The sequence below is a fragment of the Salinicola sp. genome, from assembly GCF_982684285.1.
In genome coordinates this window covers 1-25,267 of sequence record NZ_CEXLVS010000025.1, presented here as the reverse complement: position 1 = coordinate 25,267, position 25,267 = coordinate 1, and the positions used below count along the sequence as shown (strand labels likewise).

Below are 25,267 nucleotides of genomic sequence, written 5' to 3'. Positions count from 1 at the left end.
ACCAGCGTCGAGGGCAGGTTGTTCATCACCGAGGCAACGATGGCGGAAAGAAATCCGGTGCCGATGGTGGCAACGAAGTCGCCCTGCCCGGCCAGCCACTGCAGTGCCCGGGCGCCGTAGTCGGTCAGGCCCGCGTTACCCAGCCCGTAGACCACCAGGTACATGCCGATGGAGAACAGCACGATCTGCCACGGCGCGCCCCTGAGCGCCGCGGTGACCGACACGGCGGCGCCCTTGCCGCCCTGCCACCAGCGACCGGCGATCGCCATCAGCACGATCGCCGCGGCCCCGGTCACGAAGGCAATGGGAACGCCCAGCGGCGCGGTGACGAAGTAGGCGGCGAGCAGCACCGCCAGCAGCGGAAACGCGGCGCGGAAGACCAGCGGGTCGACAATCGTCGAGCGCGGGGCATCGAGTTCCTCGACCGAGTAGCGCTTGGGAATCCGACGGCCGAAGGCGATCCAGAGCACGCCCAGGGTCGCCGCCAGCGAGACCAGGTTGACCGGCACCATGACCGCCGCGTAGCGGTCGAAGCCGATGTCGAAGTAGTTGGCGCTGACGATATTGACCAGGTTGGAGATGACCAGCGGCAGGCTGGTGGAATCGGCGACGAAGCCGGTGGCGATGATGAACGCCAGCGCCGCCGGTGGCGCGAAGTCCAGCCGCAGCAGGATCGCGATCACGATCGGGGTCAGCAGCAGCGCCGCACCGTCGTTGGCGAAGAACGCCGCGATCACCGCGCCCAGCACCACCACCAGCGGGAACAGCAGGTGCCCGCGGCCGTTGCCCCAACGGGCGACATGCAGTGCTGCCCAGGCGAAGAATCCGGCCTCGTCGAGAATCAGCGAGATGACGATCAGGGCGACGAAGGTGAAGGTCGCATCCCACACGATATCCCACACCACACCGACGTCGGACAGCTGCACCACGCCCGCCAGCAGTGCCACCAGCGCCCCGCCGAGGGCGCTCCAGCCGATCCCCAGGCCCTTGGGCTGCCAGATCACCAGGACCAGGGTGACGACGAAAATAGCCAGTGCCAGCATCGAATGCCCCTGCGTTCAGTGAGTACTTTTTAGTGAGTACGTTTAGCCAGTACGTTCTAGGGTTTGTACGAAAAGTCGGCGAGCGAAGGCAAGACAAGGCAAAAATCGGCGAAAGCGCGGAGTTTACGGGGTGTAAATGAGCATCTTGAGCCGGTTTTTAACGCCGTATTGCCGAGTGCAGGCAGTTTTCGTACAGAGCCTAGTGAGTGCCTTGATTGACGCGACGCGAGAGTGCTTCCGCGCTCTCGACCCGCTCGGAATAGCGATCGGTAAGATAGGCCGAACGCCCCCGCGTCAGCCAGGTGAATTTCACCAGTTCCTCGCAGACATCGACGATGCGCATGTAGAGCGGCGAGGGTTTCATGCGTCCGGCGTCGTCGAACTCGGTGAATGCCCTGGGTACGGAGGACTGGTTGGGGATGGTGATCATCCGCATCCAGCGCCCCAGGATCCGCAGCTGATTGACCGCATTGAAGCTCTGGCTGCCGCCGGAGACCTCCATCACCGCCAGCGTCTTGCCCTGGGTCGGGCGCACGCCCCCCAGCGACAGCGGGATCCAGTCGATCTGGGCCTTCATGACCCCGGTCATGGCGCCGTGACGCTCCGGGCTGACCCACAGCATGCCGTCGGACCACTCGGCGAGAGCCCGCAGCTCCTGCACCTTGGGGTGTTCCGCCTCGGCGTCGTCCGGCAGCGGCAGGCCCGAAGGATCGAAGGTGCGCACCTCGCAGCCGTACCAGCGCAGCAGTCGGCCCGCTTCCTCGGAGGCGAGCCGCGAGAAGGAGCGCTCGCGCAGGGAGCCATAGAGCACCAGAATCCTCGGCGGATGACGCGGCGCGTCGGCGCCCACCAGCGCCTCGATATCGATCGGCTGCAGCTTCTCCGGATCGATATTGGGCAGATCGTCGGCGTCGACCGAATCGCTCATCGCACTCAGGTCTTTATCACTCATGCCCGGCCTCATCGGCCCGCACGACCTCGCCGTCTTCCTTGGTGAACGTCGCCACCGGGTTGGCCAGCAGCGCCAGCACGCGCTCCGAAGGTCGGCACAGCCGGGCCCCCTTGTCGGTGACCACGATCGGCCGGTTGATCAGGATCGGATGCGCCATCATCGCGTCGATCAACCGGTCATCGCTCAGGGCCGGATCGTCCAGGCCGAGTTCCTCGAACGGCGTGCCCTTGCGGCGCAGCAGCTCTCGCGGCGTGATGCCCATCATCGAGATCAGCTCGACCAGGCGCTCGCGCGTGGGCGGCGTGTTCAGGTATTCGATCACGTCCGGCGTCTCGCCGGAGGCCTCGATCATCGCCAGCGTGTTGCGCGACGTGCCACAGGCGGGGTTGTGATAGATCAACGGTTTCATGACGCCCTCACGGTTTGTCTTCGAGGTTCCGTTCGCCGCCCTGCTCGTCTTCAGCGGCGCAGCCACCCAGCGCCGACAGGAACGGTTCACAGACCTCCGGATGCCCGGCGCAGCAGTCACGCACCAGGAACTGGATCGTCTCTCTCATGTGGGAAAGATCGGCGCGATAGATGATCGACCGGCTCTGCCGCCGGGAGACGACCCACCCCGCCCGCGCCAGCACCGAAAGATGGGCCGACATGGTGTTGTGCGGCACGTCGAGCTGACGCGCGACCTCGCCGGCGGGCAGCCCCTCGGGCTCGTGGCGCACGAGCAGCCGGTAGGCCTCGAGCCGCGTCTCCTGGGACAGGGCGGCAAAGCTTTGAGTGACGCAATTTATGTCCATATGTCCAGAATATAAGACATATAAAACCCTGGCAATGGCATTGGAGGAAGATCCAACGGAATTGGCTCCCTCAGGAGCCACCGGTTGCGCCGATCTCAGCCGCTCTTGTCGTTCAGCTGACCGAAGTGGACGGGCCGGCAGATGCAGAAGACCGGCGCCCCCGTTGCCTCGACGGCCGTCACGAAGCGCTCCGCCGTCTCCTCGTCCATCGCGTACATCAGCTCGATGGGCTGGTCGGCCAGGTCGAAGAAATGGGCGGAGTGCAGCTTGCCATCCGCCCCGGTCCCCTCGACGTCGCCGCGCTGGGTCATCCGGCCGATGCCCAGGCCCTTCGCCGTCTCGACGATCCAGTCGTAGACACGCTTGCCGTCGTGGCGGCGTGATTCGGGCACGATGAATATCACCTCGTAACCGCTCTTGAGCCGATTCATTGTTGCGATCCTCCCAGCAGGTTCTGGATGACGCCGTAGGTCAAAAAGCCCAGTCCGGTCATGGCGAGCGAGCCCACCACGTGAATGCCGATGCCCAGCAGCGCCATGCCGCAGCGCCCCGCCTGGATGTTGCCGAACATCTCGGCGGAGAAGGTGGAAAACGTGGTCAGCGCACCCAGGAAACCGGTGATCACGAACAGCCGGAGCTCCGGCGACAACGAGGGCAGTTGCGCGAAAAACGCGATGCCGATACCGATCAGCCACGCCCCCAGCAGGTTCGCCACCAGGGTGCCGGGCGGAATCGCCGGAAACAGGGCGTTGAGCCAGACACCCAACAGCCACCGCAGGTTCGCGCCGATCGCGGCACCGGCGCCGATCGACAATACGGACAACCACATACCAGACGTCCTCGATAAATCCATTTCGTAAAATGATCCGCTCGAGGAGACGAGCCAGCCAGGAAGGAAAGACGGACACCTGCTGACACGCCTCGACCGAAGCGCCTCGCAGGCATCATTAACCGATAGACGGTGGTTCGAGCGATCGGGAAAGCCGCTCGGGAGGAATGCCATCTCCCACGGCAAGACCTTAGCACCGAACGCGCCGGCCGCGCCACTGGCAGTCCCGGTACGCCACGCTGCCCTATTGATGCGCAGAGTGGCGCCCTCTCACTCCCACGCCGCGCCTTCCAGGGCGTCGAGCGGAATCTTCAGATAGCGTTTGCCGTTGCTCTCCGGCTCGGGCAGTCGTCCGCCGAGGATGTTGACCTGCAGCGCGTGCAGGATCAGCTTCGGCATTGGCAATTCGCTGTCGCGACGGTTGCGCAGTTCGACGTACTCGGCCTCGCTGCTCTCATTCAGGCGATGCTTGTTGGTCTCGCGCTGCTCGCGCACGGTGCATTCCCACTGCGGTTCGCGGTCGTCGGGCATGTAGTCGTGGCCGGAGAACAGGCGCGTCTCGTCGGGCAGCGCCAGGATCGCCTGGATCGAGTGCCACAGCTGGTGCGCGCTCCCGCCGGGAAAGTCGGCGCGGGCGGTGCCGAAATCGGGCTGGAACAGGGTGTCGTGAACGAAGGCCGCATCGCCGATCACGTAGGTGATCGAGGCCAGCGTATGGCCCGGCGAGTGCATCACGCGGCAATCGATCTCGCCCAGCTTGAAGATGTCCCCCTCGCCGAACAGATGGTCCCACTGGCTGCCGTCGTCCCGCAGGTCCGGCCAGTTGTAGATCGCCTTCCAGAGCGCCTGCACTTGCGTGACCGGCCGGCCGATGGCGGTGGGCGCACCGGTCTTGTCATGCAGATAGCGCGCGGCGGAAAAGTGATCCGCGTGGGGATGGGTATCCAGAATCCAGTCGACCGCGAGCCCCTCCCGCTCGATGTAGGCCAAGAGCTCATCGGCCTGGAACGTCGCCGTGGCGCCGGACTTCTCATCGTAATCGAGCACCGGATCGATGATCGCGCAACGGCGCGTGGCGGGGTCGCTGACGACGTACTGGATGCTGAAGGTGCGGGGATCGAAAAAACCGGCGACGTCGGGTCGCCCCCCATGCGTATCACCTCGGGAGAGAGCGAAGGTATTCATGACGGCTCCTTGGGAAAGCATACCCCTAGAGTAACGCCTGAATGGTTATAACGTTATATCGATTTTAAACTCCAAGACCGGTTTGGCGCCTGCGGTCATACCTCCGGGGCACAGTCGCTCTCGAGGCCGAAAAAAACGGCACCGGTGTCACCGGTGCCGTCCTGGTTCCAGCGTTCTTTTCCTGAGGCACGTGAGGTCCAGACGCGCGGGAAGCTAGAACAACATCGCGTCCAGCCAGCCCATGGGATAGTGCAGGTTCAGCAGCGCCTGCATGCCCAGCAGGAAGGCGCCGATGCCGATGGCGACCAGCAGCGCCGCCGACCAGCGTGCCCTGGCAACGAACCGGATGAAGCCCAGCGTCATGAGGACCGCGGTGCTGATGAAGCCGAGTAGCGAGGCGACGACGACTAGGGCCAGCAGCCCGCCGAGCCAGACCAGCGGCTGGCCGATGGGCTGGCTGACCCAGCTCGCCTGCCCCTTCCACGCCTGGGCGCCGGCCAGCAAGGCGCCGACGGCCATGATCGCGATGGCCAGCATCGGGAAGATGCCGCCGATCATCGACATGCCGCTGACGTCGTACCAGGCACCAGCCGCCAGTGCGAGCATGCCAACGACCAGTACCAGATCAATCTTGCCGAAGGTCGGCGCCGGCGTGTCGGCCGTCTGGCGGTTGACGTCGGCACCCACCGCCAGCGGCTGCTGCCGGCGCTGGAGCAACCGCTTGATCAGCGGGATGGCAAACGCCAGCGCGATCAATGCCAAAATGATGATGACGCCGGGGCGAAGAAACGCCGCCATGCCATGGAACTGCACGCTCTGGTAGAAGTAGGTCTCGGCACCCGGTGCGAGTACGAAGCCGATCAGGAAAGCGGGACGGGACCAGCCGGCCTGCTTGAACAGCAGCCCGATGGCGCCGATGGCGACCAGCGTGTACCAGTCTCCCAGCGAACGGGTGGCCTGGAAGGCGGCGAACAGAATCAGCGTGGTGATCACCGGCGCCAGCAGCACGAAGGGGATTCGCGTGAGCTGGGCGACCGGACGCGCCAGCATCAGGCACAGCGCGGCACCGAGGATATTGGCCAGCGCCAGCGACCAGATGATGGTGTAAGTCAGATCCAGATGGGTGGTGATCATGCTCACCCCGGGCTCGAGTCCCAGCAGCAGCAGTCCGCCCAGGAAAATCGCCGCCGTGCCCGAACCCGGCACGCCGAACAGCAGCGTCGGCACCATGGCTCCGCAGGCACAGGCGTTGTTGGCCGATTCCGGCGCGATGACCCCGCGAATGTCGCCCCGGCCAAAATGTTTCTCGCCCTTGGCCGTCTTCGATGCGAACGCATAGGTGAGCCAGTCGACGACCGAGCCGGCGAGCCCGGGGATGGTGCCGATGAGGCTCCCCATGCCGGCGCACTTGGCGACCAGGCCGCGATTGTCGACGACGTCGCGAATGCCCTGGCGCCATCCGTGCCCCAGCGAGGTCTGCTCCCGGGCGATGCTGCCGCGCCGGATGAGCAGATCGACGATCTCCGGCAATGCGAAGATCGCCAGCCCCACGACGATCAGCGGGATGCCGTCGAACAGATACTCGACCCCCAGGTTGAGGCGAAACTCGCCGGTCGCCGGCGCCGTCCCGATCGCCCCGGCCAGCAGCCCCAGACCGCAGGCGGCCATGCCCTTGAACAGGCTGTCGCCGGAGAGCACCGCGACCATGGCCAGTCCCAGCAGCGTCAGCACGAACAGCTCCGCCGACGAGAACGCCAGCACCAGCGGCCGCGCGACCAGGATGAACCCGGTCAGCACGATGGCGCCGATGACGCCGCCGCACAGCGATGACAGGAAGGCGCTGGCCAGCGCCCGCGCCGCCTGCCCCTTCTTGGCCAGCGGGAAGCCGTCCATCACGGTGGCCTGGGAGGCGCTCGAGCCGGGGATTCCCATCAGCACCGAGGTGAACGTGTCTCCCGTGGGGATCACCGCGACCATGCCCATCAGCATGCCCAGCGCCAACCCCGGCTCCATGCCGTAGAGAAACGGCAGCAGCAGCGCCATGCCGGCGATACCCCCCAACCCGGGAATGATGCCGACCAGCAGACCGATCATCACCCCCAGACCCATGTAGACCAGATGCGAGGCACTGAATACCTCACCTAAACTCGCGACCAAGGCATCTATCATTGTGTTGTCTCCTCATACCGTCTCGGCGACGACGAATCAGTTAACGCGTCACGACCCGCACGCCGTAACGATCCTTGAGCCAGTCGACGACCCATTGACGACGGGCATCGCTGAGTTCCATCGCGGACGCCAGCTGCCTGGCGGCGACCTCTCCAACGACCGGTTCGTACGGTCCGACCTGCTGACGTGCGGCGGCCAGAAAGTCCGCGTTCGTCGTCAGCGCCTTGGCACCGGCGCGATAGCCCGCCAGCAGCTTGGCGTCGACCTGCTTGGGCACCAGCAGCAGCTTCTGCAGGGCGTAGCCGGAGGCGAAGAACTTGTGGAAGACCTCGTAGGCGACGTCGTCTCGGCTGGCGCCGGGCTGGGCCAGATAGAGTTCCGAGAACGTGGGCAGATCGGGGAAGGCGGGGTCACGCACGATCACGCCCTCTTCGTTCATCACGCCCAGCGAAAAGAGCGGCACGGCCTGTCCGGATTCGACCAGCGGCGCGACGCTGCTGAAGTAGGCAGAGGTGGTCTGGAAATCGACCCCGGCCTCTCCACGCTCAAACGCCAGGCGCCCCTCGCCACGACTGCGCATGCCGAAGACCGGCTCGACCGCCAGGCCCAGCATGTCGAATGCCAGCATCACCGGCATCTCGAGCCCGGTCGGCGTCTGCATCGCGAACTTCGTCGGCTCCTCGCGCAGATTGGCGAGGATTTCGCCGGTCTCCTGGCCGAAACGCGGCTGGACGTAGACCACGCCACCGGTGGGCGCGGCAATTATCGGCGTCCACTTGGCGTAATCGAAGCGGACCCGCGGATCCTTGAGCATGGCCGGGAACTGCGTGGAGGCCGAAGTGACCAGCATCTCCTCGCCATTGGGCTGAGCGCGGGTATAGAAGAGATTGGTGCCGGTGATCGAACCGCCCCCGGGTACGTTGTCGATGACGATGGCGGGATGCGAGGGCAGCGACTGCGCCATCCAGTGCGACATGAAGCGCGCCCAGACATCGGTGCCCCCGCCGACCCCGAACGGCACGGTCCAGGTCAGCGTGTCGGGCGTGGGCTGGGCATCGTCGGCTTCGGCGAATAGCGGTAACAGCGCCAGCGCACAGGCGATCCACCAGCGCCGGCAAGGCATTCGCGAGAGTTTCGGCTTGGCGTGCATATCCTCTCCTTCTCTTGGTTTTATGTTGGATGGCGTGTCCGACGTCCTCAGCCGGCGGCATCCAGCTCCAGCGTTTCCGGGACGAATACCGAACCGCTGAACAGCCGACGAGCGGTACGCACCAGCGAGCAGCGCGGCCACTGCTGCCCCGCGGGCCAATGGCTGACGACGCCCAACCGCCCGCTCGGATGCTCGAACTCCATCAGTCCGCTGTCGTCCGGCAAGCTGGCGAGACCGTCGGTGATCCCGCGTGCATCGGCGCATGACACGGCAAGCCCCACCGCACCGGTGATGGCAAGCGCGCGATGACACCGGTGCGGCATGAAATAGCGCACCTGCAGAGTACCGCCCGCTTGCGGCGCGCTGATCAGGACGGGCTTCGGGATCACCTTGTCGGCGACATCGCCCAGCCCCATGGCGGCCCCGGCCTGTCGCCGGATCGACTCCAGCCTGGCCATCAGCTCGCGATCACCGTCTAGCTCGGCCGGCGACTCGTCACCCCGCTTGCCGAGATCCGCCGCCCGGATGAGTACCATGGGCATGGCGGCGTCGAGACAGGTCACCTCGAGGCCGTCGATGACGTCTCGTGGATGGCCGGTGGGATAGAGCTCGCCGGTCTTCGCTCCCACGACGTTGCGAAACTCCAGCAACACCGGCGCGGCCGTGCCGGGGACACCATCGATATGCGTCTCGCCGACGTAAGTGACCCGTCCGTCCGGCGTCTGGATATCGGCGTCGATGACGCTCTGGGTGTTGACGTTGCGTATCGTGACCCGCGTGACATCGCCCCGGGCCGCCACCAGCCCCTGCTCGATGGCGAAGGGGCCCACCGCGCTCAGCATGTTGCCGCAGTTGGGGGAGGTATCCACGCGCCGCTGTTCGACCATGACCTGGACGAACAGGTAATCCACATCGATGCCGGGCTCCGACGAGGGCGACACGATGGCGACCTTGCTGGTCTGCGGATAACCGCCGCCGATGCCGTCCACCTCCAGCTCGTTGCCCGACCCCATCAGCGCCAGCAGCATCTCGTCGCGCCGGGCAGAATCCCGGGGCAGATCGCTACCCAGAAATACCGGGCCCTTCGATGTACCACCGCGCATCAGCACGCAGGGAATGGCTTGCATAGATCGTTCCTTCCACGTTTCGGCCGACCCGCGGCCACTGGTGGAGGGCAAACTCGCACGCTTGTATCAAGCGATCCAATGCAATTATCGTGGGCATTGATGCACTAGACACATCAATGGGCAGGACAAATACAACCAATTGATATTGAAGAGAAAAATGCTTCAGGCGCTGCAATTTACAGAGACGTCTGCCGAGGCGGCATTAGACCAATGAACTATAAGTTTTGAGCCATGAACCATGGGTTTTAAGTCATGAACTATGAGCTGCAGCAGATCCAGGCGTTCCTCAAGGTCGCGGAACTGGAGAGCTTCCAGGCGGCGGCGCAGTCGCTCAATCTCTCCCAGCCCGCCCTGAGCCGGCGCATCAAGAAGCTGGAATCCATCCTGGGTACGCCGCTATTGGCGCGCACGACTCGCAGCGTGTCGCTCACCACCGTGGGGCGGGACTTCTTCCCCCAGGCCAAACGACTGGTGGATGAGTTCGACCATGCGCTGTTCAACATTCGCGCCCTGGCCGAGAACCGGATCGGCCAGATCACGCTGGCCTGCATTCCCACCGCCGCGTTCTATTTCCTGCCGGCGGTCATTCGGGAGTACAACGCCCGCTATCCCAATATCCGAATTCGCCTTCTCGACCTGAGCGCGAACGACGGACTCGGTGCCGTGCTCAGCGGCGAGGCGGAATTCGGCATCAACATGCTCAGCGGGCATCACCCCGATATCGTCTTTACCCCCCTGGTCGTCGAGCCGTTCGTGCTGGTGTGCCGGCACGACCATCCGCTGGCGGCGCATGACAGCGTCACCTGGAGCGAGCTCAGCACGCACAAGCTGATCGGGGTGGGAAAGATGAGCGGCAACCGGATGCTGCTGGACCATGAACTCTCGTCGCTGACCCAGCGACCGACCTGGTTCTACGAGGTCCAGCACCTGTCGACCTCGCTCGGCATGGTCGAGGCCGGGCTGGGCGTGGCGGCGGTCCCCCGCTTGTCGATGCCCGACCAGGAGCACCCGCTGCTGGTCCAGCGCCCCCTGGTCGAGCCGCTGGTGAAACGGACCCTGGGCATGGTGCGACGCCGGGACAGCGCGCTCTCCCCGGCCGCGGAACGCTTCGTCGAAACGCTGCTGAAACACTGGGACAAGAGCGGCGTCGAGGGCAGCACCGGGCCGATCAACTTGTAACGACGCAGCTCCCGTCGACCAATCGCCCATGGAGCCCTTGCGACGTGAGCAGGACAAGGTCGAAGTGATCGACCATGACCACGACGGGTCGAGCCGCGTCCACGGCCATGCCGGCCAAGGCCTGGCCGGGACGAGGTATCGAACCGATCATGCGTCGATACCCAAGCCCCAGCGCTGCGGGGTCTGTTCGAAGCTCTCGATCAGCAGTTCGGTGAGGGCGCGGATCTTGCGGGAGGGATACTGGCCTGGCGGCCGGACGACGTAGGCTCCTGCCGGCGGGGGCGGATGGTCCGTCATTACCGGTACCAGCGCGCCGGCAGCCACGTGCTCATGGGTGAGGCAATCAGGCAGGTAGCCGATCCCGAGCCCAGCGACGGCCGCAGCGACCAGGGCCAGACCGTTGTCGGCCTTGAAGCTGCCCTGTGGGCGAACCGTGATGGTCTTGTCGCCATCCAGGAGTTTCCAGGTCTCGGTGCCTTGCATGAGGGCCTGATGTTCGACGAGCTCGTCCGGCGTTGCGGGCGCGCCGTGCGCCTCGACATAGCTCGGGCTGGCGACGAGCTTCCCGGAGATCGGGCCGACACGTCTTGCGACCAGGTCCGAGTCCTGCAGGTAGCCAACCCGTATCGCGCAATCGTAGCCCTCCGCGATCAGGTCCACGAAGCGGTCGCTGTAACTGGTATGGATGTGAAGCCGCGGGTGACGTCGCGCCATTTCCGCCAGCACGGGAGCGAAATGCGTCGGGCCGAAGGAAAGCGGAGCGGCAACACGCAAGCGGCCGCGAAGGTCGCCGGCGGGGAGGATCGTTTCCCTGGCCACATCGATCTCGGCGCAGACTCTCGCTGCATAGTCACGAAACGTGGCTCCGGCCTCGGTAAGCGCCGCGCCGCGGGTGGTTCGTGCCAGAAGCTGGATACCCAGCTCCGATTCGAGCCGCGACAGCCGCCGGCTGACGATCGACTTGGAGACACCGAGCCGGCGTGCGGCGGGTGAAACGCCTCCCGCGTCGGCGATTTCCACGAATGTCTGCAGTTCTTCGATATCCATTCCACGTTCCCCATTCCGCGACACAGCTCGACACGGACGATCACTACCGAATCCGTTTCAGGCGCGGCAATGTCCATCCAGGCGGCGTCGCGAGCGGCGCAGCCTCCCGGCACGATAACGCCACCCATCATGACAGACATAGAGAATAGCCATGACCTTTCGTAACGGCCTTGAATCGCTCCTCCGTCCCGAAGACTCGGTACTCGTTCTGATCGACCATCAGCCTTACCAGCTCGCGAACCTGAACAGCCACGACCCGCAAGCCGTGGTCAACTCCACGACGGCGCTGGCGAAATTGGCAAAAGCCTTCAATGTGCCGACCGTTCTCACCAGCGTCATCGCGGGACGCGGTGGTCTGCTATTCCCCCAGATCACCGATGTCTTTCCGGACCAGGAAGTCATCGACCGCACCTGGGTAAACACTTGGCAGGACGAGAATGTGGTGGAAGCGGTCAAGGCGACCGGTCGCAAGCAGCTGATCATCGCCGGGCTGTGGACCGAAGTCTGCGTCGCAATGCCTGTCATCCAGGCCGCCGGCGAGGGCTGGGACGTGACCGTGATCACCGATGCATCAGGCGGCATTTCGAAGGAGTCTCACGAGGTGGCCGTCCAGCGCATGATCGCGGCCGGCGCGAACCCGATGACCGTGATGGCGCTCGCTGGCGAATGGCAGCGCGACTGGGCCCGCACCGAGCATGTCGAGGAGCTGACCGAGATTCTCATCCAACACTTCAGCGGCAGCGGCATCGCCTATCTGTGGGAACAGCAACTGCTCAATACGCCGGTGCCCGGCAACGCGGGCTGACCTGATAGGGCGCGGGCCCCGGACGCGACCTGTCCGGGCCCGTCACCCGCCCCTGCGCGGTAACGATACCGAACCACGCTGAACAAGGGAGTATCCCGATGGCGACGATCACGGCGCAGGATGGCATCAACCTCTTCTACAAGGACTGGGGGGCGAAAACGGCCCAGCCCATCGTCTGGCACCTCATTGAAAATCGGCTCCAGCTTCGACCCATGAACGCGATGGCCAGCCTGTAGCCGGCCATCAAAATAGGGATGACTGGTTCATCCCCAAAGTCGACCGCGTCTTCACGGCAACGCTGCGATCCATCCCCGCTACGCGCAGTCGTTGATTTCGTTCCCGATCATTCCGGCGCACCAGTCGATATTCCTCGTTTGGCGCCAATCAATCCGGCAGCGGTATATGTTCCGCCCGGTCGTCGATCGGAAGATCGAAGCGCCCATTGCCCCAGTCTTCGGCACGCCATTCGGCCTTGGCCTCCTCGATGCGCTCGCGGGAAGAGGCGACGAAGTTCCACCAGATGTAGCGAGGGCCGCCGAGCGTGGCGCCACCCAGAATCATCAGTCGCGCACCGTGAGCACCGGCGGCGACGGTAATGCGGTCGCCGGGCCGGAAGACCATCATCTGAGGTGCCGCGTAATCCTGGCCAGCGATCGAGATCGAGCCCTCGACGATGTAAATGCCCCTATCCTCGTGGTCATCCGGTAGCGGCAGCAGGCTTCCCGCTTCGAGCGTCACGTCAGCGTAGAAAGTCTCGGAGAACATCGTGGCGGGAGCGGTTTTGCCGTAGGCGCTACCGAGGATCAGCCGAACATGGGTACCGCCATCTTCAATGACCGGCAGCGTTGCCTTGCCGTGGTGCTCGAACGAAGGAGCGATCTCTTCGTGGCTTTCGGGGAGCGCCAGCCAGGTTTGAATCCCGAACAGGCCGTTGGCGGCATTTCGAGCAGCACTCGTCGTGCGCTCGGAGTGGGTAACGCCGCGCCCAGCGACCATCCAGTTCAGTGCGCCAGGCTGAATCACCTGGTCGGCCCCGGTGCTGTCGCGGTGATGGAAATCCCCGCGAAAAAGATAGGTCACCGTACCGAGACCGATGTGCGGGTGTGGGCGTACATCGATGCCTTGGCCGGTCAAAAGCTCCGCCGGCCCGGCCTGATCGAAGAAGATGAACGGCCCGACCATCTGCCGCTTGGGTGCCGGTAGTGCGCGTCGAACTTCGAAGCCGCCCAGGTCACGGGCGCGCGGAATGATCAATGTCTCGATCGCGTCGATACCCACATCGTTGGGGCATCCGGGCTCGAATGCGGGATTCCAGCTCATGGGTCTCTCTTCTCCTCGGCAGGTGCGGCAGGAGTGAAGTCGGACCCACTGCCATCAAGCGCCAATTTAGCCCCGGGAATCTGTCAAGGCTAGTACCGGAGGCTGCCTAACCGTGTTGCTGAAAAGGGAACGCTAGAGGCGCCGTGACGAGCCGGCTCCAGCCTGGAATCTGAACAGCACCTAGCCGCTCAACGCGCTTCGAGGATTCTCGATGTTCGATGTGTCGTTCCCCATCGTGCGACACAGATTTGCATTCGAGGGCGCTACCGCATCCGTTCAACGAGTGACAGTCTCCTCCTGCGCTGGCGCCAACGCGATGGCCTCGCTGACCACCGCGGCCATATCCATGGCTGGGGAAGGTGCCGCAAGTCGACGTCGACCCTTGCCGGGTCGAGGGGGAGAGGCTCGAAACTGGCGTTGGCGGCGGCACGGCAGAGGGAACAACCGGCGGCCCCGTCCACCGGCAACGGAGTCGCCCAGGCGAGACGACGCGACGGTTCGGGATCAGTGCTGTCCGACACCGCTGGCTACGCCTTCGAGCCGGCAGCCAGCGGCTTCGAGGGCTTTGCGCACGCCGCGCGCCATCGCCACGGACTCGGACGAGTCGCCATGGACGCAGATCGTGTCGATCGCCGTCTCCAGGCGCTTGCCGGAGAGCGTCGTGATCGACTGCGTTTCGACCATCTCCACCACACGGCGTGCCGCGACATCGACATCGTCGATCACGGCGCCCGACAATCGTCGTGGCTGGAGGTAGCCGTCGTCGGCGTAGGCGCGGTCGGCGAACACTTCCCGCGCGACCCGCAGACCGGCCTCGACGGCCAGTGTCTCGGTCACGGTGAACGGCGGGATGACGAACACCAGCGCCGGGTCGAAGGCGAACACGGCGTCGACGAGCGCTCGCGACAGCGTTTCGTCCACCGCCGACATGTTGCCAAGCGCGCCATGCGCCTTGAAGTGAGTGACACGGCTGCCCTGACTCTGCGCGATCGCAGACAGCGCTCCGAGCTGATAGAGCATCATCGCCTTGAGTTCGTCGTAGCCGACATCGAGCATGCGCCGCCGGCCGAAGCCCGCCAGGTCGTTGAATCCGGGGTGCGCCCCGACGCCGACGCCCCGCTCAAGGGCCATGGCCACGGTCTCAGTCATGATGGCGGGATCGCCGGCATGGAAGCCGCAGGCGATGTTGGCCGAGGTGATGACCTGCATCAGCCCGGCGTCGTCGCCCATCTTCCAACGGCCGAAGCCCTCTCCCATGTCGGCATTGAGGTCGATCGTCTTCATTCCCTGTCTCCTGGGTCGTTGGGCGTCACGTCTCTCGATTTCAGCGTGCGGGTGGCGAGGGTTTCAGGTAGAGCAGCGGCGCATCGAAATCGACGGCATCGCCCTCGTCGACGAGCCGTGCCGTGATCGTGCCCCCAAGGCCGGCATGCACCGGCAACATCAATGGTCCGACCTGGATCAGCGCGATGACGTCGCCGGCCTCAACCGCTGCCCCCCGCCCGGCCAACGCCCCCTCCATCAGCGGGTGCGAGAACCGGACCCGGCCCACTCCGGGGCTGGCGACGGCATGAAGCCCGGCATCGATACCCTTAGTCTCGGGAAGCACACTCTGACCGGCAGGGTTCGCAACCGCCGGTGGCGCTGTCGGGGGCCGCTGCGAAGAATGCCGCGCAGCGGCGATCAGCCGCACGCGATACCCCGGTGCCCGCCAGTCGAGCATCGCCAGCCCGCTCTCGTCGAACGCGCGGCACAGCGACGGCAAGGTGTCACTGTTCATGCGTCGAATACCTCCAGCCAACGGCTGAAATCGGCAAACCATCGATGCGCCTCCGCTTCGGCTTCGGTGGCCTGCGCCGGCGTGCAGGGCCGGAATCTCACGCGTTGCCCCACCGGCGTCTGAGCCAGGCGGCGCAGGTCCTGCTCGATCACCACGCCCAACCGGGGATAACCACCGACGGTCTGGGCATCACAGAGCAGTACGATCGGCTCACCCGCCGGCGGCAATTGGATCAGCCCCGGCAACACGCCGTGGGAGAGCATTTCGAGCGGCCGTTCCAGAGGTATCGGGTCTCCCTCCAGACGAAAACCGATCCGGTTGCTGTGGCGGGACACCCGCCAATGGTTGGCGGTCAGGGCACGCTGGCGTTGGGTTCCAAGGCGCGACCATTCCATGCCCGGCAGAAACCGCAATGGCGTTGCCGCCCCGACGCCGGGCACGCCAGAGGCGCCAAGCGCAGGCATCTCCGGAGGAGCGACCGCGCAGGCCCGTAGCGCCCCCGGCGATACCGGCACCTGGAAGCGATCTCCGCGACAGAGCGGCCGCCCCTCGAGCCCGCCGAAGGCAAACTTGAGATCGGTGCTGCTAGAGCCGAGCACCACCGGGACCGATATGCCGCCGCGCACGCAGAGGTAGACCGCCTGGCCTTGCATCGGCGCTTCCAGCGCGAGTTCCTCCCCCGCGGCGAGCGTGATTCGCGACCATGGCGGCAGACGTTTCCCTCCCGCTTGCAGTCGGGCACCGGCGCCGGTCACCGCGATATCGGTATCGACATCGACCCGCGCGCGAAACGGCGGCAGCAGGATCTCGAGTCCCGCCGCTTGCGGCGGATTGCCCAGCAGGCGATTGCCCACCCTCAACGCCAGGTCATCGAGGGCGCCGGCGCGACCGATGCCGAGGCGGGCATGGCCACGACGGCCGGTATCCTGCACCGTGGTCAACCCGCCGCTCTGCAGGATTTCGATCATGAGCGAATGTCCGCGATCTCGAAACGCAGCCGATCGCCCGGCCGCAGCAGGTTGGGCGGCTGTTCCTGCAGGTCGAAGAACGTCAGCTCGGTGCGCCCGATCAGATTCCAGCCACTGGGCGTCGGAGCGGCAATCACCCCAGCCTGGCTGCCGCCGATCGCCACCGAGCCGGCCTCGACCCGAGCCCGCGGCGAAGCGCGCCGTGGCACGCTCAGCGCCGCGGGCAGGCCGGCGAGATAGCCGAAGCCCGGGTGCGCGCCAAGACACAGCACGGTATAGACGGCGGCCGAATGCGCCTCGACAAGAGCCTTCACGCTCAGGCCGCAGTGCGCGGCCACCGCTGTCAGATCCGGTCCGCCGATGCCGCCATAGTGCACCGGGATCGCGATGTCGCGGCCCGGCACGGCGCCGGCGTCACCCTCGAACCCTCCCCGCCGCAGCCGTTCGCTGATGCGCGCGACCGCGTCTGCGTCGCGACACACCACCAGCAGATTGTTGACCGCCGGTACCGTTTCGACCACCTCGGGCCAGGTCGCGATCACCTCGTCCAGATGCCAGATGCAGGCCTGTCGCGCCAGATCCGGCGACGGCCCGTCGGCCAGGTCGATCAGCAGGCTGTCGCTACCGTAGCGGTGCAGTACCGGATCGAAGCCGGCGTAGCGTTCGGCCAGGCTCATGAACTGCTCTCTTCCAACGAGCGCTTGCGCGTCTCATGTCCGGCGAATGCCACGATGAGGGCAAACGCCACCAGACATCCCGATAGCACCCCGGTCACCAGTTGCATGCCGCCGGCCGCATGGAGCGCCGGCACGACGAAGGGAATGAAGGTGGCGACGATCCTGGCCACGGTGTTGCAGACGCCGGTACCACGCATGCGCAACCGCGTGGGGAACAACTCGGACAGATAGATCGCCTGCCCCACCACCACGATGACGTAGATGGCGGTGAGCAGCAAAAACCCCGTCAGCATCACCCAGGACTCGACGCCCAGGCGCGGATACAGCATCCCCAGCGCAGCGGCAACGACCGCCGCGACCACCAGGATGCCCTTGCGCCCGACCCGGTCGACCAGCAACAGCGCCAGAATACCGCCGGCGGGCCCGCCCAGCGTCATCACCATGTTCCAGTGCAGCGACTTGACGATATCCATGCCCTGCTGGACCAGCAGCGTCGGGATCCAACTGACGAAGCCGTAAAGGCAGATCTGGATGATCACCATGATGGCGATCCCCACGCCAAGGACACGACGCCTCCCCGGACGCAGCAGGTCGGTGACCGACGAGCGCGCCAGCGGTGCGCTGACCGGCGCCTGGCTCTCCGGCGTCTTCCGAGGGACGCCCAGTTGTCGCTCGATATCGTCGACGATCGCATGGGCCTCCTCGTGCCGCCCCCGGGACGCCAGCCAGCGCGGCGATTCCGCCATGTTCTTGCGCGCCAGCCAGATGGCGATGGCGACCACGCCGACCAGCCCGAACATCCACCGCCAGCCCAGGTTGGGGATCACCCACATCGCCAGCAGCGCGCATACGAAGACCGCGGACTGGGCGATAAAGGAGAGCAGCGCCACCAGTCGCCCCCGCTTGTGCGGCGGTACGAACTCGCTGAGCGTGGCGAAGCCGAGCACCAGTTCCCCGCCCATGCCAATCCCCATGATGAAGCGCAGCGCGATGAGCAGTTCCATGTTGGGCGTGAACGCCGCCGCCAGCGAAGCGAAACCGAACAGGGCCAGATTGATCTGATAACAGAACCGGCGCCCCAGGCGGTCGCCCAGGATGCCCGAGAACCAGGCGCCGACGATGAATCCGGCAAAGGTGACGGAGATGAACAACGAGTTGAGCGATGGGGTGCTCCAGCCGTCGCTGAGCAGGGCGCCCAGTACGCTGGCGGCGAGCGCGATCTCGAAGGAATCCAGAAACAGGCCGGCGCCGATCAGGAAGATCATGCGGTAGTGGAAACGGCCGACGGGAAGACGATCCAGGCGCGCCGCGACCGCGGCCTCACCGGCTAGGTGGGACATGCAGACTCTCCTCTTGCGCGCTCGGGCCAGCGCCGCTTGTTGGTGTTGTATTCAGGTCCGTTCCCATCCTATGAGATGGTCAACGTCAATTTTTAGCGATATCTTTTCAACGGAAAGCATTCTTTTTTGGAATGATATCTGCAGCACCAGGGCCGAGGATTTTCCCATGATCACCTTCAAGCAGCTCGACGCGATCTACTGGGTCAGTGAGCTGGGCAGTTTCGAGGCCGCGGCCAACAAGCTGCACACCACCCAGTCGGCGATCTCAAAACGCATCCAGGAGCTCGAGGAGACGTTTGGCGTGGCGCTGTTCGACCGCAGCCGGCGTTCGGCGCGTCTGACCGACAAGGGGGCCGAGCTGCTGACGCTCTCGCGGGAACTGCTGGAGCGACGCGATCACCTGCTCGAGCGAATCAGCGACGAGTCGGTGATCCAGAGTCACTTTCGTATCGGCGTGACCGAACTCACCGGCCTGACCTGGCTTCCCCAACTGATCGAGAGCATTCGCGGGCGCTTTCCCCGGCTCAACATCGAACCGTCCATCGAGCTCAGCAGCGATCTGTTCGCCAAGCTCGAACACGACAAGCTGGACATGATCGTGGTGCCCGACGTGTTCTCGGATACGCGCTTCGTGTCGCAGCCATTGAAGAGCGTGGAGAACGCCTGGATGGCGGCACCCGGCACGGTGGCGGCGGACCATACCCTGACGCTGGCGGAACTCGCCGAGTTCACCGTGCTCTCCCAGGGCAGCCACTCCGGCACCGGCCTGGTCTACGAGCGCTGGTTCTCCCAGCATGGAGTGCGGCTGCGCAACACCCTCGTCAGCGACTATCTGCTGGCGCAGGTGGGCCTGACCCTGGCCGGGGTGGGCATCAGCTATCTACCCCGCCACTGTCTGCAGTTTCTGATCGACCGCGGAATGCTCCAGGTGCTGAACACCGCGCCCGGGCTGCCCCGCGTGCGGTATTGCGCGCTCTACCGCGCCGATCGCCAGGCCAATCTCAACGATGCGATCGTCGAGCTGGCGAAACAGGCCTGCTGCTTCGACCAGCTCTATTTCAACGCTTACTGACGTCGTTGCCGGCGGATGCCCTCTTCAGGAGGCACCGTCGGCGGGGTGCGGGGCGGCCACCGGCGACGCCGCCCGCTGCGTGTCCAGCAGGCGTTCGCTCTTCGCCACCAGCAGCGCGCCGATCACGTCCCCGGAGACGTTGAGCGTGGTGTGGCCCATGTCGACGATGCGATAGATGCCGGCGATCACGCCGACCAGCTCGAACGGCAGGTTCATCAGTTGCAGTATCAGCGTGCCCATGACGATGCCGCCGCCAGGTATGCCCGGTGCCGCCATTGACAGGATGGTGCCGATGAAGATCACGTTCACCATCTGCGACAGGCTCAGCGGCAGGTCGTAGAAGCCCGCGGCGAACACCACCAGCACCGACAGGTAGGCCGCCGCCCCCATCAGGTTGATCGTGGCGCCCAGCGGCAGCATGAACGAGCACAGCCATTGCGGCACACCGAGGTCCCGGTTGGTGACCTTCATCGTCACCGGCAGCGTGGCGTTGCTGCTGGTGGTCGACAGGGTCATCAGCCAGATCGGCACCATCTTGCGCACGAAGCGCGCGTAGGAGATCCGTGTGAACAGCACCAGCAGGATCGAGGCCACCACCCAGACCGCCAGCAGCGAAGCGTAGTCCGCCAGCACGAACTTGCCGATCTGGCCGAAGATATCGATGCCGTAGTTGGCGACCGCGTAGGCCATCAGGGCGAAGATGCCGAGCGGAGAGACGGCCATGATCATGTCGAGGATACGAAACGAGACCGCCGCGCCCTCGTCGAACAGTGCGCGCAGCCTGGCGGCACGCTCCCCCAGCATGACCATTGCCACACCGACCAGGATGGTGAACACGATCAACTGGATGACGTTGCCGCTGGCCATCGCCTCGACCGGATTGCTGGGAATCATCTTCAGCAGGAACTGGCCGATGTCCAGGCCCGCCGGCGCGGCACCGGCGGGGGCGCTCGCCGTGAGCTCGAGTCCCTGCCCCGGCTGGATGAGAGAGGCCACCGCGAGGCCGATGGCGCCCGCGACGACAGTCATCACCGTGTAGACGACCAGCGTCTTGCCGCCTACCCGCTTGAGCTGCTGGACATCGCCCATGTTGGCGATGCCGCCGGCAACCGAGAAGAAGATGATCGGCACGATGAGCATCTTGATGCCACTGATGAAGGCGTCGCCCAATGGCTTGATCGCCAGGGAGACATCAGAGAACAGCAAACCGCAGGCGATCCCCAGCACGAAACCGATGAAAATGCGCGCAGGAAGGCCCCGCGCTCCTCGTATGGCGATTCTCATGAGAGCCTCGTTGTCATCATTGTGAATTGTTAGATCGTTACCGCTTGACGGAACTGGCGTCAGCGCAGCGCCCGACACGCCTCGCCGAGCCGCCGACACCCTTCCTGGATCGCCGCTTCACCGATGGCGAAGGAGAGCCGGACATAGGGAGACAAGCCGTAGGCCCGGCCGCTGACCCCAGCCACGCCGACCGATTCGAGCCAGTAGAGCACCACGTCGTCGTCACTCTGGAGCCGCTGCCCCGTCGGCGTCTCTCGCCCGATCAGCCCCTCGACATCGAGATAGACGTAGAAGGCACCCGAGGGTGCGAAAGCACTCACCCCGATCACCGACTGGAGCCCTTCCAGCATCAGCCGACGCCGCTCGGCGTAGCGAGTGGCCATCTCCCGCACCGGCGCCTGATCGCCGGCGAAGGCCGCCACCGCGGCGGCCTGGCTGAGAGAACTCGGGCAGGTCGTCGTCTGCGAGATCAGCTTGACGATCGCCCGGACCAGATCGCGCGGCCCGGCGCCGAAACCGATGCGCCAGCCGGTCATGGCGTAGCCCTTGGAAGCGCCGTTGACGATCAGCGTGCGTGCCTTGAGATCCGGCGCGACGTTGACCAGGGAGAGATGGCGGGCCGGGGCGTAGACGAAGTGCTCGTAGATCTCGTCGGAGACCACCCCGCCCCGCGAATGTTCACGCAGCACATCGGCCAGCGACTGAAGTTCCGCCTCGCTGTAGACCGCACCAGTGGGATTGGACGGCGTATTGAGCACCAGCCAGCGCGTTCTCGGGGTGATCGCACCGGCCAGCGCCTCCGCGGTGAGCTTGAAGCCGGACGAGGCATCGCAGGCGACGATGCGCGGCACGCCTTCGTTGAGCGCGACGAGATCGGGATAGGAGACCCAATAGGGCGCCGGCACGATCACCTCGTCGCCGGGGTTCAGCGTCGCCGCCAGGGCGTGATAGAGGATGTGCTTGCCTCCGGCACCGATCACCACGTCGTCGCGGGTGTAGTCGAGACCATTGTCACGTGCGAGCTTGTCGACCACCGCCTGACGTAGCGCCGGCGTGCCCGCCGACGGCGTGTAGTGGGTATCGCCCGCTTTCAGCGCCGCGATCGCCGCTTCGGCGATGTGTGCCGGCGTATCGAAATCGGGCTCACCGATGGTGAAGTTGACGATGTCCCTGCCCTGGGCGCGCAGTTCGGTGACGCGGGCATTGGCTTCGACGCTGGGTGACGGCTGGATGCGCGCAAGGCGATCGGCAAACGGCTGGCTCATGCGGGCTCCCTGCCGTAGTCGAGCCCCTGCGCCGACAGTACTGCGTCGAGCCAGCGCTGGTGGTGCGCGCCGGTGGCGATCTCCTCCATGATGCCGGCCTCCTTGCGCGCGCTGGCGCGGGCCGCCGCGATCAGCGACTCCGCTTCCGCCTGTGAAAACGTGACCAGGCCATCCGCATCGCCGACGACGATGTCGCCCGGATTGACCACCTGACCACCGACCGAGACCGGCACGTTGAGCGCGCCGGGGCCGTGCTTGTACGGGCCGCGATGCACGGCACCCCGGGCGTAGCACGGCAGGCTGTCGCCGGCGAACGCCTCGACGTCGCGAATGGCGCCGTCGACCACGAACCCCGCACAGCCGCGCTGCTGGGCGTAAAGCTTGATCAGTTCGCCGATCAGCGCGTTGTCGAGATGTCCCCCGCCTTCGAGCACCAGGACATGCCCGGGACGGATCAGCGTCAGTGCCTGGTAGACATAGAGGTTGTCACCGGGACGGCACCTGACCGTGAACGCGGTGCCGACCAGTTTCGTGCCGTCGTGGTAGGGCGTGAGCCCGCGGATGCCGCTCAAGCGATCGAGGTTGTCGCTCAGATGCGGTGTGACGATGTCATGAAGCGCCTCGACGAGTGCGGGATCGGCCAGATCAGGGACGCGGGACGCGATGGAGGGTGGGTTCATGTCGGACTCCGGGCTTACGGTTTCGATTACGGTAAGCGACGGCCATAAACTCAAAAAAGCGATATTTTCGTATCTTTAAACATTCTTTTTAAGAATATTTTCCCGTGAGCTGTCACGCGAACAGGTTGATGAACAGCGTGACGATCAGTGGATTGAAGATGTTGATGAACACCACGGTGATGATCGGCAATACGAACCAGGCCTGGGGCGCAGGCCCACGGTCCTCGATGACCGCGGACATGTTCGCCAGCGCCTCGAGCCCATCAGCTCGAGGCATTCGTTAGGGAAGCGCTGAATCAATCGATGAGTGAGGGAGATGGGTACGTACAGCCATGGTCGGCTATCCGGAAGGCTGCCGTCACTGCGCCGCAGACCGGCGGGGAAATAGGCTCGGTAAGCAAAGCCGCGCTGCGGCGGCCGGTCCACCAACCCACGCGCCACGCCCGAGGTTCAATCCTTCACTGGCCGGACCAGATATGCTGATACTCGTGACTCAGTATGGGGTAGATGGATTCCGTGAAGTTCGGCAGGTCCGCCAGCAAGGTCTTGCCCTCGGGGCTGGCGAGCGACGCGTTCAACTCTTCCTCGGAACGGAACCAGAGTTCGGAAAAACCGTCATAGCCGAACTCGGGAAACTCCTCGCGGCTGACGAGGTTCACCGAATAACGCAGCATGCCGGGCAACTGCTTGCAAAGATCCGCATGCACGGTCAGCCAGTGCTTCTCGAACGCTTCCTGGGACATGCCGGACTTTTTGACGACGAGCCCGAGGCGTTTGACGCATTGATAAGACATGGTATTCCTCTCTTCGTGATGATGATTCCGCCCCGCCGCCATTGGCCGATAGTGGCCTGTCTGAAGGGCTATCGGGGCTGCTTCGCGTAATGACTCAGCCATCGGGAAGTGCGGAGTCACCCTTCATACCCTGCTGGGCGACCCCGATATCGCCTGGCTCTATTTCCCAGGACTTCAAATCCAGATCGAGCCCGGGGTGTTGCCTGACATCGAATATTGGCTGGTCGATGCCCTGTCGAACCTGGTCGTCATAATCCTTGAGGATGGCCAGGCCCGGCTTGAACAGCAGAATCAGGGCAACCAGGTTGGCGACCGCCAGCAGCCCCATGGTCACGTCGGCGAAGCCGAATACCGAACTCAGGTCGCGGGTTGCACTCCAGCCCACCAGTATCACCACGAACCCCCGATAGAGCGTCGTCAGCAAGCGATTATTGGGGCTGAAGTAATACAGGCTGTTCTCGCCCAGATAGTAGTTGTAGAGAATCGAGCTGAAGACGAACAACAGCAGCGCGACGCTGACGAATGACCTGCCCCAGGCGCCGACATGCTCGGCCATGGCCGCCTGGGTCAGGGCCACGACACTCAGGTCGCTGTCCATGCCGGGGGCATAGACCCCACTGAGAAGGATCAGAAAGGCGGTACAGGAACAGATGAGCAGGGTGTCGATGAAGACCGAGAAGGCCTGCACGATGCCCTGGTTGACCGGGTGGGGCACATAGGCCACCGCGGCCACGTTGGGAGCACTGCCCAACCCCGCCTCGTTGGAGAAGAGTCCCCGCTTGAGCCCCATCATGATGGCAGCGCCGATGCCGCCGCCCACCGCCGGTTCGAGACCGAAGGCGCTATGGAAGATCAGCGCGATCACCCCGGGCAGCTTGTCGACGTTCATGACCAGCACGACCAGCGTCACCAGCAGGTAGCCCACGGCCATCACCGGCACCACTAGGTCGGAGATACGGACGATGCGCTTGATGCCGCCGAAGATGATCAGCCCGACGATCACGGCGAGCGTGATGCCGGAAGCCAGGACCGGAAAGCCGAAGGCGTCCGCCAGGGAGGTGGCCGCAGCGTAGGACTGCACCCCGGTGAAGGCGAGGCCGAACGTGAGCAGCAACAGTACGGCATAGACATTCGCCAGCCACTTCCAGCGCGGACCGAGCCCTCGGGTGATGTAGTACGCCGGCCCACCGCGGTAGGTTCCATCCCCTTCGGCCTGCTTGTAGGTCTGGGCCAGGGTGCACTCCAGGAAACTGGTGGCCATGCCCATCAGGCCGACCAGCCACATCCAGAAGATCGCCCCGGGCCCGCCCAAGGTGATGGCGACCGCGACACCGGCGATGTTGCCGCCGCCGACGCGGCCGGCGACGGACAGCACCAGCGCCTGGAAGGAGCTGAGGTGGCCGTTCTGTTCGCGCTTGAAGGCCTGGCCCGAGCCGAGCACGCGAAACATGCGGCCGAAGTAGCGAAACTGGACGCCACGCGAGGCGACCGTGAAACCGATGCCTACGGCGACCAGTAGCACCAGCAGCAGTTTGCCCCAGAGCAACTCGTTGAGCAGATCGAGCATGTGACATCTCCGTTATTATTGTCTTGAAAGGAACGCATCGTATCTTCTACTGCTGATGGCGATTCACGACCTGATGGCGATGATGGCCTCGATTTCGACGACCACACCCAGCGGCAGCGATCCCATACCGACGGCGGAGCGGGCATGGTAACCGGCCTCGCCCAGCACCTCGGTGAACAGCTCCGAGCAGCCATTGACCACCTTGGCGTGATCGCGGAAATCGGGATCGGCGTTGACCAT

Annotated in this window: 27 protein-coding genes and 1 riboswitch; of the genes, 4 read left to right on the top strand and 23 right to left on the bottom strand. The window is 64.8% G+C overall.

The window, feature by feature from the left end; translation table 11 throughout:
• The 10 genes from AC3AYF_RS03955 to AC3AYF_RS03910 form a co-directional block, all read right to left on the bottom strand.
• The coding region (locus AC3AYF_RS03955; protein WP_487779419.1) for an arsenic transporter at window positions 1-1,043 on the bottom strand (1,043 nt) is incomplete at its 3' end.
• Between the two features lie 199 nt (window positions 1,044-1,242).
• Window positions 1,243-1,995, bottom strand: a complete 753-nt coding sequence (gene arsH, locus AC3AYF_RS03950) for an arsenical resistance protein ArsH (RefSeq protein WP_295034933.1) — start codon at window positions 1,993-1,995, stop codon at window positions 1,243-1,245.
• Window positions 1,988-2,404: an arsenate reductase (glutaredoxin) gene (arsC, locus tag AC3AYF_RS03945; RefSeq protein ID WP_295034935.1), complete on the bottom strand. Its 417-nt coding sequence runs from the start codon at window positions 2,402-2,404 to the stop codon at window positions 1,988-1,990. Before arsC ends, arsH begins: the two co-directional genes overlap by 8 nt.
• A gap of 7 nt (window positions 2,405-2,411) precedes the next feature.
• A complete protein-coding gene (locus AC3AYF_RS03940) occupies window positions 2,412-2,789 on the bottom strand; it encodes an ArsR/SmtB family transcription factor (protein ID WP_295034937.1) in 378 nt (125 codons plus the stop codon).
• Between the two features lie 95 nt (window positions 2,790-2,884).
• The gene (locus AC3AYF_RS03935; protein ID WP_295034939.1) at window positions 2,885-3,220 is read right to left on the bottom strand and encodes a DUF190 domain-containing protein; all 336 of its coding nucleotides are present in this window, start codon (window positions 3,218-3,220) and stop codon (window positions 2,885-2,887) included.
• Entirely contained in the window at window positions 3,217-3,618 is a 402-nt protein-coding gene (crcB, locus tag AC3AYF_RS03930; RefSeq protein WP_295034941.1) for a fluoride efflux transporter CrcB, read from the bottom strand. Before crcB ends, AC3AYF_RS03935 begins: the two co-directional genes overlap by 4 nt.
• A 102-nt stretch (window positions 3,619-3,720) precedes the next feature.
• A riboswitch (Fluoride riboswitch) is annotated at window positions 3,721-3,805 on the bottom strand.
• 83 nt (window positions 3,806-3,888) lie between these two features.
• The gene (locus tag AC3AYF_RS03925; protein WP_295034944.1) at window positions 3,889-4,803 is read right to left on the bottom strand and encodes an MBL fold metallo-hydrolase; all 915 of its coding nucleotides are present in this window, start codon (window positions 4,801-4,803) and stop codon (window positions 3,889-3,891) included.
• A gap of 213 nt (window positions 4,804-5,016) precedes the next feature.
• Window positions 5,017-6,972, bottom strand: a complete 1,956-nt coding sequence (locus AC3AYF_RS03920) for a tripartite tricarboxylate transporter permease (RefSeq protein WP_295034945.1) — start codon at window positions 6,970-6,972, stop codon at window positions 5,017-5,019.
• A gap of 40 nt (window positions 6,973-7,012) precedes the next feature.
• A complete protein-coding gene (locus tag AC3AYF_RS03915; RefSeq protein ID WP_295034946.1) occupies window positions 7,013-8,122 on the bottom strand; it encodes a type 2 periplasmic-binding domain-containing protein in 1,110 nt (369 codons plus the stop codon).
• A 47-nt stretch (window positions 8,123-8,169) separates the two neighbouring features.
• Window positions 8,170-9,249, bottom strand: a complete 1,080-nt coding sequence (locus AC3AYF_RS03910) for a 4-oxalomesaconate tautomerase (protein ID WP_295034948.1) — start codon at window positions 9,247-9,249, stop codon at window positions 8,170-8,172.
• Window positions 9,250-9,501: 252 nt separating this feature from the next.
• Here AC3AYF_RS03910 and AC3AYF_RS03905 point away from each other — a divergent pair, with 252 nt between their 5' ends.
• Complete coding sequence (locus tag AC3AYF_RS03905; protein ID WP_110708024.1) at window positions 9,502-10,428, top strand: LysR family transcriptional regulator; 927 nt, start codon at window positions 9,502-9,504, stop codon at window positions 10,426-10,428.
• 147 nt (window positions 10,429-10,575) lie between these two features.
• Here the strand turns inward: AC3AYF_RS03905 and AC3AYF_RS03900 are convergent, their stop codons facing one another.
• The gene (locus AC3AYF_RS03900; protein ID WP_295034952.1) at window positions 10,576-11,475 is read right to left on the bottom strand and encodes a LysR family transcriptional regulator; all 900 of its coding nucleotides are present in this window, start codon (window positions 11,473-11,475) and stop codon (window positions 10,576-10,578) included.
• A gap of 151 nt (window positions 11,476-11,626) precedes the next feature.
• Here AC3AYF_RS03900 and AC3AYF_RS03895 point away from each other — a divergent pair, with 151 nt between their 5' ends.
• Window positions 11,627-12,280 (top strand): hydrolase, encoded by a 654-nt coding sequence (locus tag AC3AYF_RS03895; RefSeq protein WP_295034955.1) that lies wholly within the window; start codon window positions 11,627-11,629, stop codon window positions 12,278-12,280.
• Window positions 12,281-12,378: 98 nt separating this feature from the next.
• A complete protein-coding gene (locus AC3AYF_RS03890) occupies window positions 12,379-12,516 on the top strand; it encodes a hypothetical protein (protein ID WP_295034957.1) in 138 nt (45 codons plus the stop codon).
• Between the two features lie 148 nt (window positions 12,517-12,664).
• Here the strand turns inward: AC3AYF_RS03890 and AC3AYF_RS03885 are convergent, their stop codons facing one another.
• The 6 genes from AC3AYF_RS03885 to AC3AYF_RS03860 form a co-directional block, all read right to left on the bottom strand.
• Entirely contained in the window at window positions 12,665-13,600 is a 936-nt protein-coding gene (locus AC3AYF_RS03885) for a pirin family protein (protein WP_295034959.1), read from the bottom strand.
• 504 nt (window positions 13,601-14,104) lie between these two features.
• Window positions 14,105-14,884: a LamB/YcsF family protein gene (locus AC3AYF_RS03880; RefSeq protein WP_295034961.1), complete on the bottom strand. Its 780-nt coding sequence runs from the start codon at window positions 14,882-14,884 to the stop codon at window positions 14,105-14,107.
• A 40-nt stretch (window positions 14,885-14,924) separates the two neighbouring features.
• The gene (locus AC3AYF_RS03875) at window positions 14,925-15,380 is read right to left on the bottom strand and encodes an acetyl-CoA carboxylase biotin carboxyl carrier protein (protein WP_295034962.1); all 456 of its coding nucleotides are present in this window, start codon (window positions 15,378-15,380) and stop codon (window positions 14,925-14,927) included.
• Window positions 15,377-16,348 carry a 5-oxoprolinase subunit C family protein gene (locus tag AC3AYF_RS03870; protein ID WP_295034964.1) on the bottom strand — a complete coding sequence of 324 codons (972 nt, stop codon included), beginning with the start codon at window positions 16,346-16,348 and terminating at the stop codon, window positions 15,377-15,379. Before AC3AYF_RS03870 ends, AC3AYF_RS03875 begins: the two co-directional genes overlap by 4 nt.
• Complete coding sequence (gene pxpB, locus AC3AYF_RS03865) at window positions 16,345-17,025, bottom strand: 5-oxoprolinase subunit PxpB (RefSeq protein WP_295034966.1); 681 nt, start codon at window positions 17,023-17,025, stop codon at window positions 16,345-16,347. Before pxpB ends, AC3AYF_RS03870 begins: the two co-directional genes overlap by 4 nt.
• Window positions 17,022-18,365, bottom strand: a complete 1,344-nt coding sequence (locus tag AC3AYF_RS03860) for an MFS transporter (RefSeq protein ID WP_295034967.1) — start codon at window positions 18,363-18,365, stop codon at window positions 17,022-17,024. The genes pxpB and AC3AYF_RS03860 overlap by 4 nt, the downstream gene beginning before the upstream one ends.
• A gap of 166 nt (window positions 18,366-18,531) precedes the next feature.
• Here AC3AYF_RS03860 and AC3AYF_RS03855 point away from each other — a divergent pair, with 166 nt between their 5' ends.
• Complete coding sequence (locus AC3AYF_RS03855; RefSeq protein WP_295034970.1) at window positions 18,532-19,437, top strand: LysR family transcriptional regulator; 906 nt, start codon at window positions 18,532-18,534, stop codon at window positions 19,435-19,437.
• A 24-nt stretch (window positions 19,438-19,461) separates the two neighbouring features.
• Here AC3AYF_RS03855 and AC3AYF_RS03850 read toward each other — a convergent pair whose 3' ends face one another.
• The 6 genes from AC3AYF_RS03850 to AC3AYF_RS03825 form a co-directional block, all read right to left on the bottom strand.
• Window positions 19,462-20,721 carry a dicarboxylate/amino acid:cation symporter gene (locus tag AC3AYF_RS03850; protein ID WP_295034972.1) on the bottom strand — a complete coding sequence of 420 codons (1,260 nt, stop codon included), beginning with the start codon at window positions 20,719-20,721 and terminating at the stop codon, window positions 19,462-19,464.
• A gap of 59 nt (window positions 20,722-20,780) precedes the next feature.
• Window positions 20,781-21,986: a pyridoxal phosphate-dependent aminotransferase gene (locus AC3AYF_RS03845; protein ID WP_487779418.1), complete on the bottom strand. Its 1,206-nt coding sequence runs from the start codon at window positions 21,984-21,986 to the stop codon at window positions 20,781-20,783.
• Complete coding sequence (locus AC3AYF_RS03840) at window positions 21,983-22,666, bottom strand: RraA family protein (protein WP_295034975.1); 684 nt, start codon at window positions 22,664-22,666, stop codon at window positions 21,983-21,985. Before AC3AYF_RS03840 ends, AC3AYF_RS03845 begins: the two co-directional genes overlap by 4 nt.
• 112 nt (window positions 22,667-22,778) lie before the next feature.
• Entirely contained in the window at window positions 22,779-22,907 is a 129-nt protein-coding gene (locus tag AC3AYF_RS03835) for a hypothetical protein (protein WP_295034976.1), read from the bottom strand.
• 217 nt (window positions 22,908-23,124) lie between these two features.
• The gene (locus tag AC3AYF_RS03830; protein WP_295034978.1) at window positions 23,125-23,460 is read right to left on the bottom strand and encodes an EthD family reductase; all 336 of its coding nucleotides are present in this window, start codon (window positions 23,458-23,460) and stop codon (window positions 23,125-23,127) included.
• Window positions 23,461-23,554: 94 nt separating this feature from the next.
• Window positions 23,555-25,027, bottom strand: coding sequence for an alanine/glycine:cation symporter family protein (locus AC3AYF_RS03825; protein ID WP_295034980.1), 1,473 nt, complete (start codon window positions 25,025-25,027; stop codon window positions 23,555-23,557).
• Window positions 25,028-25,267 lie beyond the last annotated feature (240 nt).

Excerpts from the sequence above, each read along its gene's own strand:
- AC3AYF_RS03825 (WP_295034980.1), bottom strand. The coding sequence starts at position 25,027 with ATGCTCGATCTGCTCAACGAGTTGCTCTGGGGCAAACTGCTGCTGGTG.
- AC3AYF_RS03880 (WP_295034961.1), bottom strand. The coding sequence starts at position 14,884 with ATGAAGACGATCGACCTCAATGCCGACATGGGAGAGGGCTTCGGCCGT.
- AC3AYF_RS03885 (WP_295034959.1), bottom strand. The coding sequence starts at position 13,600 with ATGAGCTGGAATCCCGCATTCGAGCCCGGATGCCCCAACGATGTGGGT.
- AC3AYF_RS03890 (WP_295034957.1), top strand. The coding sequence starts at position 12,379 with ATGGCGACGATCACGGCGCAGGATGGCATCAACCTCTTCTACAAGGAC.
- AC3AYF_RS03835 (WP_295034976.1), bottom strand. The coding sequence starts at position 22,907 with ATGTCCGCGGTCATCGAGGACCGTGGGCCTGCGCCCCAGGCCTGGTTC.
- AC3AYF_RS03860 (WP_295034967.1), bottom strand. The coding sequence starts at position 18,365 with ATGTCCCACCTAGCCGGTGAGGCCGCGGTCGCGGCGCGCCTGGATCGT.
- crcB (WP_295034941.1), bottom strand. The coding sequence starts at position 3,618 with ATGTGGTTGTCCGTATTGTCGATCGGCGCCGGTGCCGCGATCGGCGCG.
- AC3AYF_RS03855 (WP_295034970.1), top strand. The coding sequence starts at position 18,532 with ATGATCACCTTCAAGCAGCTCGACGCGATCTACTGGGTCAGTGAGCTG.
- AC3AYF_RS03920 (WP_295034945.1), bottom strand. The coding sequence starts at position 6,972 with ATGATAGATGCCTTGGTCGCGAGTTTAGGTGAGGTATTCAGTGCCTCG.
- AC3AYF_RS03905 (WP_110708024.1), top strand. The coding sequence starts at position 9,502 with ATGAACTATGAGCTGCAGCAGATCCAGGCGTTCCTCAAGGTCGCGGAA.
- AC3AYF_RS03940 (WP_295034937.1), bottom strand. The coding sequence starts at position 2,789 with ATGGACATAAATTGCGTCACTCAAAGCTTTGCCGCCCTGTCCCAGGAG.
- AC3AYF_RS03850 (WP_295034972.1), bottom strand. The coding sequence starts at position 20,721 with ATGAGAATCGCCATACGAGGAGCGCGGGGCCTTCCTGCGCGCATTTTC.
- AC3AYF_RS03895 (WP_295034955.1), top strand. The coding sequence starts at position 11,627 with ATGACCTTTCGTAACGGCCTTGAATCGCTCCTCCGTCCCGAAGACTCG.
- AC3AYF_RS03830 (WP_295034978.1), bottom strand. The coding sequence starts at position 23,460 with ATGTCTTATCAATGCGTCAAACGCCTCGGGCTCGTCGTCAAAAAGTCC.
- pxpB (WP_295034966.1), bottom strand. The coding sequence starts at position 17,025 with ATGAGCCTGGCCGAACGCTACGCCGGCTTCGATCCGGTACTGCACCGC.
- AC3AYF_RS03910 (WP_295034948.1), bottom strand. The coding sequence starts at position 9,249 with ATGCAAGCCATTCCCTGCGTGCTGATGCGCGGTGGTACATCGAAGGGC.
- AC3AYF_RS03840 (WP_295034975.1), bottom strand. The coding sequence starts at position 22,666 with ATGAACCCACCCTCCATCGCGTCCCGCGTCCCTGATCTGGCCGATCCC.
- AC3AYF_RS03875 (WP_295034962.1), bottom strand. The coding sequence starts at position 15,380 with ATGAACAGTGACACCTTGCCGTCGCTGTGCCGCGCGTTCGACGAGAGC.
- AC3AYF_RS03935 (WP_295034939.1), bottom strand. The coding sequence starts at position 3,220 with ATGAATCGGCTCAAGAGCGGTTACGAGGTGATATTCATCGTGCCCGAA.
- AC3AYF_RS03870 (WP_295034964.1), bottom strand. The coding sequence starts at position 16,348 with ATGATCGAAATCCTGCAGAGCGGCGGGTTGACCACGGTGCAGGATACC.
- AC3AYF_RS03915 (WP_295034946.1), bottom strand. The coding sequence starts at position 8,122 with ATGCACGCCAAGCCGAAACTCTCGCGAATGCCTTGCCGGCGCTGGTGG.
- AC3AYF_RS03845 (WP_487779418.1), bottom strand. The coding sequence starts at position 21,986 with ATGAGCCAGCCGTTTGCCGATCGCCTTGCGCGCATCCAGCCGTCACCC.
- arsH (WP_295034933.1), bottom strand. The coding sequence starts at position 1,995 with ATGAGTGATAAAGACCTGAGTGCGATGAGCGATTCGGTCGACGCCGAC.
- arsC (WP_295034935.1), bottom strand. The coding sequence starts at position 2,404 with ATGAAACCGTTGATCTATCACAACCCCGCCTGTGGCACGTCGCGCAAC.
- AC3AYF_RS03925 (WP_295034944.1), bottom strand. The coding sequence starts at position 4,803 with ATGAATACCTTCGCTCTCTCCCGAGGTGATACGCATGGGGGGCGACCC.
- AC3AYF_RS03900 (WP_295034952.1), bottom strand. The coding sequence starts at position 11,475 with ATGGATATCGAAGAACTGCAGACATTCGTGGAAATCGCCGACGCGGGA.